Consider the following 17859-nt stretch of genomic DNA (forward strand, 5'->3'; position numbering starts at 1 on the left):
AAGCCTACCAGCGCCGATGGTACTGCACTCGTGAGGGTGTGGGAGAGTAGGACACCGCCGTCAACCCATATTCACAGTCACTGGCCCCCACCCCCCCCACCCCCTCTCTTCTTTTCTTGTTAACAAACACAGAAAAAGAAAAGAAGACCACAAAGGGGGGGGGAACACGGGGGCCACACCCACACCCAAAACAAAAACATTTTGGTGTAAAACTCCGCGCTATTGTTTATGTGAATTATGGCAGCGTGTTTTAGCTTTTGCGCTGCCAGCGTTAGACTTATTTTTGCATCTTTGGTGCACCTGTTTTCTGATTAACAATTGAACCGTGAGGTAAAAATGGCCGACCATTACGACAATAATGAACACTTTTCCCGTCGCGAGCGGTCATCCTCCGGTTGGCAATCAGCGTCAGAACGGCGGAGCAATTCCCAACGTCAGTGGCGACGCGACAATTCTTCTGATTACCGATCAGAATCACGTCATAATGACCGTTCAGATCGTCGTGGTGGTTATCGTCGTCATGACCGTGATGACCGACGGGATGGGTTCCGTCGGGATGATAGTGATCGTGGGTTCCGTGGCGGGGAGCGTTCGGATCGTGGGTTTAGGCGTGATGATCGCGGTTATGGTCGTGATGATCGTCGTGGTGGTTATCGTCGTCATGACCGTGATGACCGACGGGATAACCGTTTTGAGTCGAAGTCACAACGCGGTCAAGGCCGTGATCGTCGTGAGAATGCGCAACTTCCTACTACGGAACTTGAAGTCCCAGAATCGATTACTTTTGAATCTCTCGACCCCACGGCGTACCGTCGGCTGAACTCTCTAAACGTTGAGAACGCTCATCGAGTTGCTCGTCATCTTGCTTATGCTGGAGAGATGGTTGATATTGATCCTGAAATTGCATATCAGCATGCTAAGGCGGCTTTTGTTACTGCAGCTCGTATTGATATTGTCCGCGAGGCTCTCGGTATTACTGCCTACATGACCGGGCGTTACGCAGAAGCATTACGCGAGTTGCGTACGTATCGTCGTATGAGTGATGACTACCAGCATGTTCCACTTGAAGCGGACTCCGAGCGTGGTATGGGACGTCCGGAGAAAGCCCTTCGGTTTATCGAAGGCATCCCAATGAATCGGCTCGAACCTGCAGCACAGGTAGAGTTGGCCTTCGTGGTCTCTGGAGCACGTGCTGAGACCGGTGATTCCGAGGGAGGACTTGCAGTCATGGAAAAACTGAAGATTACAAACCTTCCTCACGAAGTTGCTGTACGCGCGAATTTAATTAAGGCCGATCGTCTTGAGGAACTCGGACGAGCTGAGGAAGCCGCCCAGTTGCGTGCAAAATATGCCGACAATGAGACATCTGACGAAGTTGACGTTTATGACTTGAATGATGTCCTTGATGATATGAAGGATGAGGATCTCCATACTCCACTTGCCTCTGAAGAGGAGGATACGGACGATCTCGACTTCGCAGGAGATGATTTCGACGATGACGATCTCGAGGATGCGCCGTTAGCAGACGAGGCTATTGAAGAAACTGATCTCAATGAAGACGAGCAGTGAGGGTATGAACACCATGACACAACAGTATGCAGGCCCAGCTCTCAACGATATCGCGGATTTGATGCTCACCGATCTTGATGGCGTGGCCTACCTTGGACAACAAGTAGCGCCCTATGCTGCTGAGGGGATTGCTGCGGCGAAGGAACGCGGTGTTCGGCCAGTTTATGTAACGAATAATTCATCGCGTCCACCGGCAAAAGTTGCGGAACACTTGACCGAACTCGGTATTCCGACATCCCTCGAGGATGTTATTAACACCGCAATAACTGGTGTTATGCAAGTTAGTCAGCACGTTCCATCCGGATCAAAGGTGCTCGCCGTCGGCGGCGACGGTGTATTTGAAGCGCTTCGGGAAGCAGGCTTCGAAGTCGTTACGAGCGCTGATGATCATCCTTCGGCTATTTTGCAAGGATTTGCTGAGCATGTGAGCTGGCTTGAGCTCTCGGAGATTGCGTTGGCGATACGACAGGGTGCTGTCTATGTTGCTACCAATTTGGACGCCACAATGCCCCGCGAACGCGGCGAAACAATTGGAAATGGTTCCTTGGTCGCTGCAGTTGTTAATGCAACCGGCGTCACGCCATTGAGCGCTGGTAAGCCTGCACCTGATATGTATCAGCTAGCGGTGTCTCGCACCGGATTAACTTCGCCAATTGCGATTGGTGATCGACTGGATACGGATATTATTGGTGCAAATGCAGCAGGAATTATCTCTGTTCATGTGCTCACTGGGGTATCGCAGGTTCGTGATGTCTTGCTCGCTAAAGAAGAGTCACGCCCGCGTGTACTTGCACGCGATCTTCGTGATCTTGGAATCGCATTCAGTGAAGTCACCAAAAATGGCGAGAATTGGATATGCGACGGTGCACGGGCACAAGTAGTTGATCAGCGCGTGATTATCGATGGTGAACCAATTGGAGACTCGTTGACTCATGCACAATATCGCGCAGCCGCAAGTGCTGCATGGGAGGCACAAGATCGAGGGATCCATCTTGATCCGAATTTGATTCCTGGAGTTATTGCTGTCCGCTAACCTGTGGATAAACCCTGCGGGTGCTTTGCGCCCGCAGGGTACAATGGCATCTGAGGAGGATTAATGAGTGAGGCAAAACCAGCGGTTGACCCGCGAATTAAACTTGAGATGCTGGAGACCAAGTCACGCGATCAACAAATTGCTGACCTTGAGGAGATCCACCGCGCACTTTCTCATGAGTTGGCAAAGGCACGGATCTGATGGCGAAGCTCATTCGTGTTGATGCTGAACTCGTTCGCCGCGGACTTGCCAAGTCACGTAGAGAAGCAGCAGAACTTATTGGTGCAGGACGAGTTTTCCTCGACAAAGTGGAAGTTGTGAAGCCTGCACGGCAAATGGATCCCGCTCAAGCGATCGTTGTGAAAGAAAGTATAGAACCCTCCTATGCATCACGCGGTGCTTACAAGCTGATTGGTGCTCTTGACTACCTGGGCGAAGGCGGGCCGCGTGTCGAAGGAGTGCGTGCTCTCGACGCAGGGGCGTCCACTGGTGGTTTCACGGATGTTTTGCTGCGACGGGGAGCTGCATCCGTTGTCGCAGTGGATGTTGGATATGGACAAATCGCGTGGAAACTGCGTGAAGATCCGCGTGTTGACGTGCTTGAACGTACCAACGTTCGTACCCTCGATCCAGCTGTTATAGCACCAGCTCCATCTCTCGTCGTTGGCGATCTTTCATTTATCTCTTTGACGCTGGTGATTCCTGCACTCGTCAATGTATCTTCGGACGATGCTGAATTTGTGCTGATGGTCAAACCACAATTTGAGATTGGCAAGGATCGTCTCGGCCATGGGGGAGTAGTCCGCAATTTGGCACACCACCATGAGACGGTGAAGAAGGTAGCGATATCTGCTCGTGAGGCAGGCCTCCGGTTGCGGGCAGTTGCTCCATCACCGCTACCCGGCCCAGCGGGAAATGTTGAATACTTCCTCTATATGGGAAAAGAAGGCGAAGATCTTCTCGGCGATGACCTCGATCGTGCCATTGATGATGCGATCGATGCTGGGCCAGCTGGAGGCGTACACAAGGACGTGACGGAATGAGAAAAATTGCTCTCTTGACACACGGCTGGCGTGAGGACGCTTTATGTCGCGCCGCAGCAGCGAAGGATCGGCTTGTGTCGGCGGGAATCGACGTTGTGGACGCTCAATGCACCTCCGACGTCGTCGATGCTGAACTTCTGCTGGTTGCTGGTGGAGATGGGACGATCCTGCGTGGTGCAGAGCTGACGCGTGGGACGCAAGTTCCGATCCTTGGCATTAACTTCGGACATGTTGGGTTTTTAGCAGAAGCGGAGCCGTCATCGATGGACGAAGTCATTACCGATGTTATTGAACATCGGTGGACTATTGAAGACCGCATGACACTCGATCTTGATATCACTTTGGCTAATGGCCAAGTCACTCGTGAATGGGCAGTGAATGAAGCCTCGATCGAAAAAGCGCATAATGCACGCACAATCAATCTTGGAATGGGCGTTGATGGTCGCGGATTATCGACTTATAACGCCGATGCAGCACTGATCTCGACTCCGACAGGATCGACAGCGTACAACTTTTCTGCGCAAGGGCCAATTGTTTGGCCCGACGTCGAGGCGATGATTTTTAACCCGATCGCAGCACATGCATTATTTACACGGCCACTTGTTGTCGGACCAAATTCAGTGATCCAGGTGCAGGTATACTCACAGAATGCAGTCATCTGGTGCGATGGTCGACGTTTTATTGACCTCGGAGACGGTGCGCAGATTGAAGCACGTCATTCGAGTGAACGTGTCTATTTAGCCCGTTTGAATGATTCTCCGTTCTCATCTCGTCTGGTCAGGAAATTTCACCTTCCTGTCTCAGGGTGGAGGAGCATGAACACGGATGATTGAACGCGTCTCGATTTCAAACCTCGGCGTGATTGAATCTGCAGAACTCACGTTGACGCAGATGATGACTGCGATTACAGGTGAAACTGGTGCAGGTAAAACCATGGCTCTTACCTCACTTGCACTCTTGATGGGGCACAAAGCAGATCCCTCGCGTGTGCGTAACGGTGCAGAATTTGCACAAGTTGACGGAGTATTTTTGGCGGCTGTCGATTCGCCGGTGGTCTCTCTCGTTACTGGCGCGGGAGGCCAGGTAGATATCGAGGACAACAAAGCCATCATTTACGTGTCTCGTGTGATTCCCTCACGCGGTCGTTCGCGAGCATACGCTGGCGGAAAAGCTGTGCCAGCTTCCCTTCTGGCAACAATTGCGGAACACCTGGTGACTGTGCATGGACAAAGTGACCAGATCCGGCTGAAATCTCAATCCGCACAACTTGAATCTCTCGATGCGTTCGGTGGTGAGCAATTACAGGAGTCCCGCAGAGCTTATGATGAAGCATGGACAGCGGCAAAAATAGCACGTGATGCGCTCAAAGCGTTTCGTCAGGATGCTCGTGCGTCAGGACTGGAACGTCTCTCGCTCGAAGCTTTAGTAAAACGAGTAGAGACACTCGATCCGCACGAAGGTGAAGAGGAAACCCTTCGGTCAGAGGCTATTAAACTTGAAAATATCGAATCGTTACGTGAAGCGATGGGTGGGGCTGTCAAAGCGCTTGACGATGTTCAAGACGGGGCTCTGAGCCGGTTGGACTTCGCTCGTCATGAACTTCAACGTGCAAGTGTCGATGACACCACATTGTCCCAACTGGCCACTGAACTTGCCAATTCGATGTCAACAGTGGCTGATATCGCTGCTCACGTACGTAGCAAAATTTCTGAACTTTCTGCAGACCCTGAGCGGCTGAATAAGATTCATGCTCGCCGCGCTGACCTCACACGTCTTCAACGTGATCTTGCCATGACAATTCCTGAAGTATTGGCCGAACGTGATCGTGCGGTCGCTCGTCTTCAAGCATTGGTCGATCCAGACATTATGGAAGAGGAACTCGAAGGAAACTATAACGCTGCTGTCGCCAAGCTTAAAGATGCAGGGTTTGCCCTGCGAGCACAACGTGAACATGCAGCAGTGAAACTTTCTAAGCTGGTTACCCGCGAATTGCATTCTTTGGCCATGAAAGATGCCACATTTAACATTCGGCTCAAGCCACGTGAGAAACCTGCACCACACGGTCTGGAAGATTGTGAGTTCTTGTTACAGCCCCATCGTGGTTCACCCGCACTTCCTCTTGCAACCAGCGCCTCGGGTGGTGAGATGTCACGTATTATGCTTGCTCTCGAAGTCTCACTCGCTACCCAATCACACGAGGGCGAAAGAACTTTTATTTTCGACGAAGTTGACGCAGGAATAGGCGGAAGTACAGCGATTACTGTGGGTGAACGTTTAGCCAAATTAGGCCAGCATCATCAAGTTTTGGTTGTAACTCACCTGGCGCAGGTCGCTGCATATGCACACTGTCAGGTTGTTGTTCGTAAGTCTATGTCAGCGACAGTTTCGACCGACGTTCGCATCACGAACGGGGAAGAACGGGTTATTGAACTAGCGCGGATGCTCTCTGGGCAACCCGATTCAGAAGCGGCACGCGCGCACGCCGCTGAACTACTCGCAGGCGCGATTGTGCCATGATGGGGGCATGGTGTTCAGACGTAAACTGATCTCGTTGGGAAGCGATTCCCAGATGCATGGTTCCGCACGTGTCGATTCTCGGACGAAGCGTCTCACGAAGCGCTTGGCGCGCGGAGATATCGCAATTATCGATCATGAGGATCTCGATCGAGTCTCTGCGGAGGCTCTCGTTGACTGTGGCCCTTCTGTTGTGCTGAATGCTGCAAAATCTACATCTGGTCGTTACCCCAATCTTGGACCAGGCATCCTCCTAGCTCACGGACTGACATTAATCGATAACCTCGGCCCGTCGGTCATGGATATCAAAGAGGGGAGCGAAGTTCGCGTCACAAATAACGGCGCAGTGTACGTGGGCGACATTCTGATTGCGGAGGGCGACCTTCTGACCGAACAATCAAATGCTGCAGCGATGGAAGCTGCTCGGGCTGGGATGGCAACCCAACTGAAGGCCTTTGCAACGAACACGATGGAATATGTCGAGAAAGAACAAGACCTCATTCTTGACGGTGTTGGCGTGCCAGATGTGCGGACTTCATTTGAGCATAAGCATGCTCTCGTGGTTGTCCGCGGATACCGATACAAAGAGGATCTACAAGCGTTACGACCTTATATCCGCGAATATCGGCCAGTTATGATTGGAGTCGATGGAGGAGCCGACGCCATTCTTGAGGCCGGATATCCCTTGGATATGATCGTTGGTGATATGGACTCCGTTTCAGATAAGGCGCTTCGTTCCGGTGCGGAGATTGTGGTGCATGCATATCGCGATGGACGAGCGCCAGGGAAGAAACGCATGGAGGATTTGGGTATCGACCATGTTGTGTTCCCTGCAACGGGTACATCCGAAGATATTGCAATGTTGTTGGCAGACGACAAAGGCGCGGAACTCATCGTTGCGGTTGGAACTCATTCGACTTTGATTGAGTTTCTCGATAAAGGACGTGCGGGGATGGCCTCGACCTTCCTCACGCGTCTGGAGATCGGATCGAAACTGATTGATGCCAAGGGAGTCTCCCAACTCTATCGTTCACGTATTTCGAATTGGCAGATTGCAACCCTGCTGATCGCTGGCGTCGTGGCGATAGCCGCGGCGTTATCGGTAACCGATGCAGGACAAATTCTTTTCAAGCTTGTAAGCGTGTGGTGGAGCGATTTCGCACGCTGGATCACTCATCTTTTTTAAGGGGATTTCAATGGTTGATTTTCGTTACCACCTCGTATCTTTGGTGTCAGTTTTCTTAGCACTCGCTATCGGAGTGATTCTGGGAGCCGGGCCATTGCAAAACTCGATTGGTACTGCACTGTCGAATCGTGTTGAGGCGCTGTCTGACGCTAATGCCACCCTCGCTTCACAGAATGAGGCGTTGACAAAATCTCAAGATGCTCAAAATCAAGCGATGGCACAACTGATTCCCTCTCTGTCTCAAGATGCGCTCGTAGGTAAATCAGTTGCGTTTGTTGTCTTTCCGGGTGCACAAGATGACATCGTCAGCCAAGCACGTGATGCCGTGACCAAAGCTGGGGCAAAGATCACCGGTACAATGAATGTCAATGAGACATGGACATCGTCGGCAAATACAGCTTTCCGTACGGCATTTGCTGCACAGGTCAAGAGCTACGTGGTCAGTAAACCCGAGGCCGAAGACCCGAATACCATTCTTGGTGCCGCTTTGACCCAAGTCGTCATTTCAGGTACTAAAGACCCAGCGAATGCTGACCTTCCGAATCTTCTGACCGGTGCCAAAACTCCACTTGTCACACTCGATGACCTTGGAACTAAGGCAGATGCCGTAGTGATCATCACCGCCGACACGGAATTACCAGGCACTGTCAATAAGATGAGTACTGAGCAAAAGGCACAGATGGAGTATGACGCCAAGGCACTGGCGGGTGTCGCTGAGATTATTGCGACGAAAGCTCCAACGGTTGTCTTCGGCGCCGCAGATTCAGCAAATGATGTGGCCCGCGTCGTACGAGAGGCCAAGAGCAAGGCATCGACAGTTGATTCACCGACATTAACGGTTTCGCAACTCAACGTGGTTCTTGCACTCGTCCAGGAGTTTGCTGGTAAAGAAGTAAACCTTGGATTCGACGACGGCGTCTCTGCTGCTGTCGGTCCGCTGGAAAAGGTGCCTTCTCCAGAGGCAACGTCAAAGGCGGATGCAAAGTGATGCGTCCAGCTTTCGTCGGTGCGCTCGTGACTGGGCTGGCAACCGTTGCTTTGACAAAACTTCGTAGGCCATCGTGGGATCGTACGTCTTTTTCGGGTTCGACGGTATCGCTGACAGGTGGTCTAGCAACCGCAACTGGAGCCATTGCGTCGAGTGGTGCTGTGGCATCAGCTCCGGCGCTCATTGCAAGTGTTACGGGTGCATGTGCAGGCTATGTTGACGACCATCTTGAAGAGTCCTTCGGGGCGAAAGGCAAAGGATTCAAAGGACACTTAGGTGCACTTTCACGCGGCGAAGTTACTTCTGGGGCGGTGAAAATTCTCGGTGTGGGGATGGGCGCGGGTGTCGCAGGATGGTTGATTTCCTCGCGCTCCACAGGCATCTCACGCGCTGTGGATGCAGGAGTGAACACAGTGCTCATCGCGGGCATGGCGAATCTCCTTAATCTTTTCGATCTGCGTCCTGGACGTGCGCTCAAGGTTGCCTTGGCTGTATCGACTCCGTTAGCAGTTGCAGGGAACAAAACTGCAGCTGGTGTGGTGGGGACATCAGTTGCGTCACTACCAACAGATCTCGCTGGGACAACGATGTTGGGGGACTTAGGAGCAAATGCTCTGGGAGCTCAAGTAGGCGTTGCTGCTGCACAGCGGTTGCCACTGCTCGGGCGTTTTCTTGTGACTGCAGGGGTCGTGGGGCTCACTTATGCTTCAGAAAAAATTTCATTTTCGAAAGTGATCGACGAATGCGCACCATTGCGATTCGTTGACCAGCTAGGTCGCCCATGAAAAAACTTCTCGCCAGCGTGGTGGGAGCGGCCGGGGTGATCGCGCTTCTCACCCTCGCTTCAAGACTGATGGGTCTTGTGCGCAAGCTTGCTCAATCGTGGGCGCTATCGGATGGCATTGTTGCTACAGCATACGACACATCAAATACGATCCCGAATGTTTTGTTTGAGGTTGCCGCGGGTGGGGCTCTTGCTGGAGCAGTGATACCACTGATTTCCGGCTTCCTTGCAAAGCGGATGAAAAACGAAGTGGAAACAACAGTATCCGCTTTGTTGACATGGGTATTAGTCATTGGTACCCCGATCGCGGTGATCGTGGCGTTGCTCGCTGACCCTATTTCGGCAGTTGTCTTAGGGAGTGGTGCGAGTAGTTCAGCTCATGAAGTTGCCACATCGTTACTTCGAGTCTTCGCTCTTCAGGTGCCAATTTACGGTGTTTCTGTCGTTACCACGGGTGTCTTGCAAGCGCACGGAAGGTTTGTGCTTCCTGCTTTATCTCCGCTCCTGTCCTCCATTATCGTCACACTGACATTTGTGGTGTACGGAGCAACCTCGTCCTTAGGTAGCGTTCCAAGTGCAACTCATCTGGCTCTTCTAGCGTGGGGGACGACTGCGGGAGTGATCATATTTTCGCTACCCCAGCTCATCCCTGTTACTCGACTGGTAAAAATTCGGCCAACGTTGCACTTCCCACCTGGTGTTGCCAGGCGTACTGTGCGCTTGGCGGGCGCTGGCCTGGCAGCTCTGACAGCCCAACAGATCGCCATTATTGCGATTATGATGGCCACAAATTCACTTGGCGGTGTGGGAGCGTATGCAGCATATAATTACGCCTATTCGATCTACATGGTTCCTTATGCAGTTCTCGCCGTGCCAATTGCAACTGCTGTTTTTCCACGGATCTCTGCGGCTGTCAGTAAAGGAGATTGGGAACTTTCGCATCTTCTCGTGGCGCGGTCGACGAGACTTGTTGTCGCAGCTGGTTTGATCGCTGGAGCTTTGCTGGTAGCACTGTCACGCCCAGCTGCTGTCGTCATCTCTGTTGGACGTTTGATACCAGGAATTGAACAAGCAATGGTTGCGATGGGCATCTCATTGGTCGGATTTTCACTTCTCTATCATGGTGCTCGAGTCCTCTATGCACTTGATGCGGGTGGGAAGGTTGTTCGTGCGAATAGTGTCGCCTGGCTTGGAGTTGTTGTTTGTTTGGCAGGTGGCTGGCTTATCGGGGTCAGTGGACGTGTACCTACCCTGATCCTCGTGGGAACTGCAATGAGTATCGGCATGTGTGTGGGAGCGTTCGCTCAGCTTCGTGCTATCCGAGCGCAAGCTGGACCAGAGTCTATCGCTGGGGTCGGCAGGCTTTTTCTTCTCTTAACCCCGGTCATTGTCGTGGTGACTGCTATTTCTTGGTACCTCACTACATGGATGATGCACAGCATGGGCGGCATATCTGGGGCTATTATTGCAGCGCTCATCGGTGCACTGATCGTCTGCGCAGGTGGGGGTGTGGCAGCATTTTATTTTGACCGGGGCGCAATTGCGTCGTTGAAAAGGAAGTAATCAGCATGTATCCACTGAGCGATCAATTTGCACCTGATCACGTGCATGTCATCGAAACTCATGTAGAAGAATCATCGCCGATTTTCGATGTTCGGCATGATACTATCCGCTTCCAGAATGGTGATGTGGCTACACGTGATATCGTCACTCACCAGGATGCCGTGGGAATCGTGGCTCTTCGAAATGAGGAGCACCCCGAAATTTTGCTTATCCGGCAATATCGCCATCCAATGAAACAAATGATGTGGGAGATTCCTGCCGGATTGTGTGATCACGAGGGTGAAACTCCTGTAGAAACCGCAGCTCGCGAGTTAGCTGAAGAAGCGCAATTAAGTGCGCAATCGTGGGAAGAACTCGTTTCTTTTGCATCGTCACCAGGCTTTTGTACCGAACGGGTGACGATTTTCTTGGCGAAGGGCATCTCGAAAACCTCCAGACCGCGAGATTTTGTCCTCGAAGGTGAAGAAGTTGAGATCGAAACACGGTGGGTGGCATTACATGAAGTTGTCGACGCCGTGTTGGCCGGTCAGCTGACGTCTCCTAGTCTTGTTATCGGGGCTCTCGCGGCGGCGCAGCGATTTTCTTAGGGTGCCCTTTCTCGAGTGATTCCAGTTACGTCAGGGGCTGGTTTTCCGTGCATTGACGGCTAATTAGCGCTCGACCTATCGGGACATACGACCCAAGCACTTGCATTTATCGATTTTAGAAACAAAAATGTTTTCTAAACACGAAGTGCTGGAGGTGGAACATGTCTGAACTAGGTGACAGCAGTACATGTGACCAGGTGCTTCGGCTCATCATCGAACACGGGCCGATCAGCGCCGGTGATCTTGCGAAACTACTGGTTCTGACGCCTGCTGCTGTACGGCGCCATGTGTCATCGCTCGTCACGGATGGGCTTATTACTGAGCACGAAGTGCCAAAACTCGGTCCTGCAAAACGCGGACGTCCCTCTCGTAAGTATGTGGCAACCCAAGCGGGGCAGGCTGAGCTCGCGGAGGGATATTCTGATATCGCGAATGCGGCATTGGCGTTTGTTGCGCATGAGCTGGGTGAACAGGGCGTTGCGAAATTCGTTGGTAGCCGGGTCAATGAAATTCACAAGCGGTACCTTCCTGTAGTAGCGAAAGCTGACAGTCTTATCGGCCGTGTCGAGGCTCTGGCGGCTTCCTTAAACAAGGATGGCTATGCAACGTCGCTCCGATCAGGAGGACCGCGAGGAATCGCTATTCAGCTGTGTCAAGGGCACTGTCCGATTCAGGATGTCGCAGCTCAATTTCCCGGGCTTTGTGAAGCGGAGACACGTGCATTCGCTCATTTACTTGATGTTCCGATCCAGCGGCTCTCGACGCTTGCTGGCGGAGCTCACGTGTGTACGACCAATGTTCCCCTTGGAATTCCAAGGAAAAATCTGGGCGCCTGACGCCCGCATGGCAATTTGCCACTGGAAAGGAAATCCATGACTCAACCTGTTGCGGGGCAGAAGGAAACTCTGTCCCAGGAAGAGACGATCGCTTCGATCGGAAATTACCAGTTCGGCTGGCATGATTCCGACGAAGCTGGCAGTAAGGCAAGACGCGGCCTGAACGAGGACGTCGTCCGAGATATTTCAGCACGCAAGGGAGAACCCGAGTGGATGCTGAAGAAGCGGCTGAAAGCGCTCAAACTTTTTGAACGCCGTCCGATGCCGACGTGGGGTGCGGATCTTTCCGGTATTGATTTCGATTCAATCAAGTACTACGTGAAGTCAACAGAAGGAGCCGCAACCTCCTGGGAGGATCTACCTTCTGATATCAAAGCAACCTACGATCGCCTCGGAATCCCAGAGGCAGAAAAAGAACGTCTGGTTGCCGGCGTTGCCGCACAATACGAATCTGAAGTGGTCTACCACAAGATTCGTGAAGATCTTGAGCAGCAAGGCGTGATTTTTCTTGATACGGATACTGGTCTGCGCGAACATCCTGAAATCTTCGAAGAGTTCTTCGGAACAGCGATCCCACTCGGTGACAATAAATTTGCGTCTCTGAATTCCGCTGTCTGGTCAGGTGGCTCGTTTGTTTACGTGCCCAAGGGTGTTCATGTCGAGATCCCGCTTCAGGCTTACTTCCGTATTAACACGGAAAACATGGGGCAGTTCGAACGTACGCTGATCATCGCTGACGAAGGTTCCTACGTTCACTACGTTGAGGGTTGTACTGCTCCAATTTACTCCAGTGATTCCCTGCACTCCGCAGTTGTCGAAATCTTCGTCAAGAAGGACGCGCGCGTGCGTTACACGACGATTCAGAACTGGTCGAACAATGTGTATAACTTGGTCACAAAGCGTGCCATGGTCGAACAGGGCGGCGTGATGGAATGGATCGACGGCAATATCGGTTCAAAGGTAACGATGAAGTATCCAGCTGTCTACCTGATGGGTGAACAAGCTCGCGGTGAAACACTGTCTATCGCTTTTGCCGGTGAGGGGCAGCATCAGGACACGGGATCGAAGATGGTGCATATGGCACCCAATACTCATTCCTCGATCGTTTCCAAGTCAGTGGCACGCGGTGGTGGCCGAGCGGCTTACCGTGGGCTCGTCCAAGTGAATCCGAATGCGCGTCACTCAAAGTCAAACGTGCTGTGTGATGCGCTTCTGGTTGACCAAATTTCGCGTTCAGATACGTATCCTTACGTGGACGTCCGGACCGACGACGTCGAGATGGGACACGAGGCAACAGTCTCCAAGGTGAGCGAAGACCAGTTGTTCTATCTCATGTCACGTGGAATGGAAGAAACGGAGGCAATGGCGATGATTGTGCGCGGTTTCGTTGAGCCGATTGCACGTGAGTTACCGATGGAGTATGCCCTCGAACTCAACCGACTCATTGAATTGCAGATGGAAGGAGCAGTTGGCTGATGGCTGACGAATTCAAGAATACTGGCTCATCACGTGCTGACCGCCCACTGTCTTTCGTCGGAGCAGATTACGGTGTTCCAGCAGGTACAGAGGAAGAATGGCGATTTACCCCTCTTGAGCGCATGGAGGAGTTCTTTGCCGATTCCTTTACCGCAGATCACATCGAGATCAGTGCGCGTGGCGGCGTGGAACTGACTGAGGTTGACCGCACTGATTCGCGCCTCGGAACCACTATTCCACCTGAGGATCGCGTCGGTGCCACAACCTGGGAGAGTTTCAAGAAAGCATATGTTTTGTTGATCCCTCAGGAGAAGAAAATCGACGAAGAAGTCGTCGTTACCTTCCGTGGAATGGGTGCCGACGGCGTCGTCCCGGCTCACCTTTTCGTGGAAGCTCAGCAGCATTCTGAGGCAACAGTGATTCTTGACCACGTCGGCGAAGGAAAACTTGCTGAAGGTGTAGAAATCAGCCTTGGCGATGGTGCGCATTTAACACTTGTCACCCTGCAGGATTGGGAAGGACAGGCGGTGCACGCTGCCTCTCACCGAATCAAGGTGGGACGTGACGCGACGCTCAAACACATCGTCGTCTCTCTCGGCGGCGATCTGATTCGCGTCACCTCCAGCGTTGACTTTGCTGGACCTGGTGGTGACGTCACGATGCTCGGCGCATACTTCGTCGACGAGGGCCAGCATATGGAGCACCGGCTCTTCGTTGATCACAATGTTCCCAATGCAAAGTCCAACGTTGCTTACAAGGGCGCTCTCCAGGGAGATCAGGCTCACTCGGTCTGGGTTGGCGATATTCTCATTGGAAAGGACGCGCAGGGTACTGACACTTACGAGCTGAACCGAAATCTGATTTTGACCGAAGGTGCCAGTGCAGATTCGGTGCCGAATCTGGAGATCGAAACGGGCGAAATCGAGGGTGCAGGCCATGCGTCAGCAACTGGCCGTTTCGATGATGAACAGCTTTTCTATCTCATGGCACGCGGCATCCCTGAAGATGAGGCACGCCGTTTGGTTGTACGAGGGTTCTTTGCCGAACTCATTAATCAGATTGGTGTCGACTCCGTGCAGGAGAAGCTGATGGCCAAGATCGAAGATGAGCTCAATCTTACAGGTGAGCTGTAATGACAGATCTCGTTGTGTGTAAGGTTGGTGATGTCGCTCTCGGTGACGTTGATGCCTTCACTGTCGAAACCGGAAACGGAAAGCATGTCTTTGCTGTGGTGCATTCCGAATCTGACCATTGGTTCACGATGGACAACCGTTGCAGTCACGGACGATTTAAGATCTCGGAAGGCTTTGTCGAGGATGAGACGATCGAGTGTACTCGTCACGGCTCCGTCTTCGAGCTCCCATCAGGACAAGCACTGAATCCGCCGGCGTCGGCTCCGATTAAAACGTATCCGACTCGTACCGAAGGCGACGATGTCGTCATCGATTTTTAAGTTATTCCTACCAAGAGAAAAGAAAACAACGTGTCCACACTGGAACTGAAGAATTTGCACGTCTCGGTTGATACTGAAGATGGCCAGAAGCCGATTCTGAAGGGCGTCAACCTTGTCGTCAACGACGGCGAAATCCACGCCGTGATGGGTCCTAATGGCTCAGGAAAGTCCACAACGGCCTACGCGATTGCAGGACACCCGAAATATCACGTGACCGAAGGGCAGATTTTGCTTGACGGCGTTGACGTCACCGAGATGACTGCCGACGAACGCGCACGCGCGGGTCTTTTCCTCGCGATGCAGTACCCGGTGGAAGTCCAGGGCGTGTCGGTGACGAATTTCCTTCGCACAGCGAAGACAGCGGTCGACGGCGAAGCACCGAAGGTACGTGAGTGGGTGAAGCTCATGAACCAGGCGATGACTGACTTGAAAGTTGATCCCGAGTTCGCCAATCGCGACATCAACGTCGGCTTCTCCGGCGGTGAGAAGAAGCGTCTTGAAATTCTCCAGATGGAGGTACTCAAGCCGAAGTTTGCTGTGCTTGACGAAACCGATTCAGGCCTGGACGTCGATGCGTTGCGCCTTGTTTCTGAAGGGGTGAATCGAGTTCACGAGAACAACGGCAACGGTATTCTCCTTATTACTCACTACACGCGTATCTTGAAGTACATCAAGCCGCAGTTTGTCCACGTTTTCGTTGATGGACGCATTGTGGAGTCGGGTGGCCCTGAGCTTGCCGACAAACTTGAGGCCGAGGGCTACGAAAACTACGGTGAGGATCGCGCCTGATGACAGCGTGCGCGCCTCGAGAAGACTTCCCCATTCTGCAACGTACTGTTGCAGATGGGAAGCCTCTTGTCTACCTGGATTCGGGTGCAACATCGCAAAAGCCTCAGGTTGTCATTGACGCAGTGAACCGTATTGAGCTCTATTCAAACGGTGCTGTTAAACGTGGTTCTCACCAGTTAGCGGCTGAGGCAACTGTTGCTTACGAACAAGCTCGCGAGAAGGTTGCGCGCTTTGTGGGAGCCGACGTCGATGAAATCGTCTGGACGAAGAACTCGACGGAGGCTCTCAACCTCATTGCGTATTCTCTAGGCAACGCTAGTCTTGGACGCGGCTCAGAGAGTCTTCGGCTTGGACCGGGCGATAACCTGGTGGTGACCGAAGCTGAACACCATTCGAATTTGGTGCCGTGGCAGGAACTTGCCTTCCGCACTGGTGCCGATCTTCGTTGGATCGGCCTCACCGATGATGGCCGGCTTGATCTCTCCACTCTTAACGTGATTGATGAACACACCAAAGTGGTCGCATTTACTCATGTTTCGAATGTGACAGGTGCAGTGAGCCCGGTAGAGGTGATTACACAAGCCGCGCATAACGTCGGCGCATTGGTTGTCCTCGATTCGTGCCAATCCGTGCCGCATATGCCAGTCGATTTCCATGCGCTCGACGTGGATTTTGCCTGTTTCTCTAGCCATAAGATGATGGGGCCTACCGGGATCGGGGGCTTGTATGCGAAGCGTGAATTGTTGACACAACTTCCTCCATTCCTTTTCGGAGGGTCGATGGTGGCCATCGTGGAAATGGACAAAACCTCGTACTTGCCGGCTCCGGAAAAATTTGAGGCTGGTTCACAGCCAGTCGCGCAAGCGGTGGGATTGGGAGCAGCGGTTGATTATCTCAGCGCCATTGGTATGGAGAAAATTGCTGCTCACGAGCACCTTTTGACAGTGCGCGCACTTGAAGGAATCGTGGCGATTCCTGGTGTGCGTGTGCTCGGTCCGACGACGACGTTTGACCGCGCAGGAGCAATTGCTTTCGCAGTTGACGGAGTCCATCCTCACGACGTCGGTCAAGTTCTCGATGCGGAAGGTGTACAAGTTCGCGTCGGACATCACTGCGCGCAGCCGGTTCACCGGCATTTTGGTGTCGACTCATCAAGTCGTGTTTCTTTTGCCGCGTATAACACAGAAGAAGAAGTGGACGCTTTCCTTGTTGCATTGGCGAAAGTGCGGCCGTTCTTCGGATTGGAAAATAAATGAGTGCCCTTGACCAGATGTACCAGGAAATTATCCTGGAAGCTTCGAAGGAACGACATGGCGAAGGTCTACTCGATTCTCCTGACGGAGAATCGTTTCAGGTCAATACCACGTGCGGTGATCAAGTCACCATGCAGGTAAAACTTGCCGACGACGGCGTTCACTTTGATACCGTCGGATGGGACGGCTCTGGTTGCTCGATCTCGCAGGCGTCGATTTCGATTCTCAACGAAATGGTTGAGGGAAAAACCGTTGACGAGTTCGAGCACCTCTACGAGACATTTCGCGCAATGATGGATAAGCAAGGAACAGCAATCTCTGCTGAGGATGCAGACTTGCTTGAAGACGCCTCTGCATTCCAAGGTGTATCGAAGTTTCCCATGCGCATTAAGTGTGCGCTTCTGGGATGGATGGCACTTCGCGATGCCACCGATAAAGCTCTCAAGGCAAAGGAGAACTGATGAGTGAGAACGTAGCCCCGCCCACAGTGGCAGATGTTGAAGAAGCACTTCGCGATGTGATTGATCCTGAGCTTGGGATCAACGTCGTCGATCTCGGTCTTCTGTACGGCATCACGCTAGAAGGGAAATCTGCGATCGCAGATATGACGCTGACATCTGCAGCGTGTCCGCTCACCGATATGATCGAGGAGCAAGCGGCTGTGGCCACTGCCGGACTTGTTGATGATTTTCGTATCAACTGGGTGTGGCTCCCGCCGTGGGGTCCTGACAAGATCACCGACGATGGACGTGCACAGTTGCGTGCCCTTGGCTTCAACATCTGAG

The 17859-nt window shown here is 52.6% G+C and carries 19 protein-coding genes; all 19 read left to right on the top strand.

From position 1 onward, the window contains the following. Positions 1-336 precede the first annotated feature (336 nt). The 19 genes from ACTOVJ_RS06110 (at position 337) to ACTOVJ_RS06200 (ending at position 17858) form a co-directional block, all read left to right on the top strand. On the top strand, positions 337-1569 hold the full coding sequence (locus tag ACTOVJ_RS06110) for a hypothetical protein (protein WP_449504380.1): 1233 nt from the start codon (positions 337-339) through the stop codon (positions 1567-1569). A 4-nt stretch (positions 1570-1573) separates the two neighbouring features. Next, on the top strand, positions 1574-2602 hold the full coding sequence (locus ACTOVJ_RS06115; protein ID WP_449503021.1) for an HAD-IIA family hydrolase: 1029 nt from the start codon (positions 1574-1576) through the stop codon (positions 2600-2602). 63 nt (positions 2603-2665) lie between these two features. After that, positions 2666-2803 (top strand): hypothetical protein, encoded by a 138-nt coding sequence (locus ACTOVJ_RS06120; RefSeq protein WP_449502412.1) that lies wholly within the window; start codon positions 2666-2668, stop codon positions 2801-2803. Continuing rightward, positions 2803-3645, top strand: a complete 843-nt coding sequence (locus ACTOVJ_RS06125) for a TlyA family RNA methyltransferase (RefSeq protein ID WP_449502411.1) — start codon at positions 2803-2805, stop codon at positions 3643-3645. The genes ACTOVJ_RS06120 and ACTOVJ_RS06125 overlap by 1 nt, the downstream gene beginning before the upstream one ends. After that, positions 3642-4478 (top strand): NAD kinase, encoded by an 837-nt coding sequence (locus ACTOVJ_RS06130; protein ID WP_449504381.1) that lies wholly within the window; start codon positions 3642-3644, stop codon positions 4476-4478. The genes ACTOVJ_RS06125 and ACTOVJ_RS06130 overlap by 4 nt, the downstream gene beginning before the upstream one ends. Beyond that, positions 4471-6162: a DNA repair protein RecN gene (gene recN, locus ACTOVJ_RS06135; protein WP_449504382.1), complete on the top strand. Its 1692-nt coding sequence runs from the start codon at positions 4471-4473 to the stop codon at positions 6160-6162. Before ACTOVJ_RS06130 ends, recN begins: the two co-directional genes overlap by 8 nt. Before the next feature lie 52 nt (positions 6163-6214). After that, positions 6215-7345, top strand: a complete 1131-nt coding sequence (steA, locus tag ACTOVJ_RS06140; RefSeq protein ID WP_449503066.1) for a putative cytokinetic ring protein SteA — start codon at positions 6215-6217, stop codon at positions 7343-7345. Between the two features lie 10 nt (positions 7346-7355). Further along, positions 7356-8333, top strand: a complete 978-nt coding sequence (locus ACTOVJ_RS06145) for a copper transporter (RefSeq protein WP_449504383.1) — start codon at positions 7356-7358, stop codon at positions 8331-8333. After that, complete coding sequence (locus tag ACTOVJ_RS06150) at positions 8330-9118, top strand: hypothetical protein (RefSeq protein WP_449504384.1); 789 nt, start codon at positions 8330-8332, stop codon at positions 9116-9118. The genes ACTOVJ_RS06145 and ACTOVJ_RS06150 overlap by 4 nt, the downstream gene beginning before the upstream one ends. Further along, positions 9115-10680: a murein biosynthesis integral membrane protein MurJ gene (murJ, locus tag ACTOVJ_RS06155; RefSeq protein WP_449504385.1), complete on the top strand. Its 1566-nt coding sequence runs from the start codon at positions 9115-9117 to the stop codon at positions 10678-10680. The genes ACTOVJ_RS06150 and murJ overlap by 4 nt, the downstream gene beginning before the upstream one ends. A 5-nt stretch (positions 10681-10685) precedes the next feature. After that, complete coding sequence (locus ACTOVJ_RS06160; RefSeq protein WP_449504652.1) at positions 10686-11267, top strand: NUDIX domain-containing protein; 582 nt, start codon at positions 10686-10688, stop codon at positions 11265-11267. Positions 11268-11428: 161 nt separating this feature from the next. After that, the gene (locus tag ACTOVJ_RS06165; protein ID WP_449502403.1) at positions 11429-12103 is read left to right on the top strand and encodes a helix-turn-helix transcriptional regulator; all 675 of its coding nucleotides are present in this window, start codon (positions 11429-11431) and stop codon (positions 12101-12103) included. A gap of 36 nt (positions 12104-12139) precedes the next feature. Beyond that, complete coding sequence (gene sufB, locus ACTOVJ_RS06170; RefSeq protein WP_449502402.1) at positions 12140-13579, top strand: Fe-S cluster assembly protein SufB; 1440 nt, start codon at positions 12140-12142, stop codon at positions 13577-13579. Then, a complete protein-coding gene (sufD, locus tag ACTOVJ_RS06175; protein WP_449502401.1) occupies positions 13579-14712 on the top strand; it encodes a Fe-S cluster assembly protein SufD in 1134 nt (377 codons plus the stop codon). The genes sufB and sufD overlap by 1 nt, the downstream gene beginning before the upstream one ends. Then, positions 14712-15032: a Rieske (2Fe-2S) protein gene (locus tag ACTOVJ_RS06180; RefSeq protein ID WP_449504653.1), complete on the top strand. Its 321-nt coding sequence runs from the start codon at positions 14712-14714 to the stop codon at positions 15030-15032. Before sufD ends, ACTOVJ_RS06180 begins: the two co-directional genes overlap by 1 nt. A 30-nt stretch (positions 15033-15062) precedes the next feature. After that, positions 15063-15821: a Fe-S cluster assembly ATPase SufC gene (gene sufC, locus ACTOVJ_RS06185; protein ID WP_449502399.1), complete on the top strand. Its 759-nt coding sequence runs from the start codon at positions 15063-15065 to the stop codon at positions 15819-15821. Further along, on the top strand, positions 15821-17077 hold the full coding sequence (locus tag ACTOVJ_RS06190; protein WP_449504387.1) for a cysteine desulfurase: 1257 nt from the start codon (positions 15821-15823) through the stop codon (positions 17075-17077). The genes sufC and ACTOVJ_RS06190 overlap by 1 nt, the downstream gene beginning before the upstream one ends. After that, on the top strand, positions 17074-17535 hold the full coding sequence (gene sufU / locus ACTOVJ_RS06195; RefSeq protein WP_449503031.1) for a Fe-S cluster assembly sulfur transfer protein SufU: 462 nt from the start codon (positions 17074-17076) through the stop codon (positions 17533-17535). The genes ACTOVJ_RS06190 and sufU overlap by 4 nt, the downstream gene beginning before the upstream one ends. After that, positions 17532-17858, top strand: a complete 327-nt coding sequence (locus tag ACTOVJ_RS06200) for a metal-sulfur cluster assembly factor (RefSeq protein ID WP_449504400.1) — start codon at positions 17532-17534, stop codon at positions 17856-17858. The genes sufU and ACTOVJ_RS06200 overlap by 4 nt, the downstream gene beginning before the upstream one ends. Position 17859 lies beyond the last annotated feature (1 nt).

The sequence above is a fragment of the Arcanobacterium sp. (ex Cirak et al. 2026) genome (assembly GCF_053585065.1).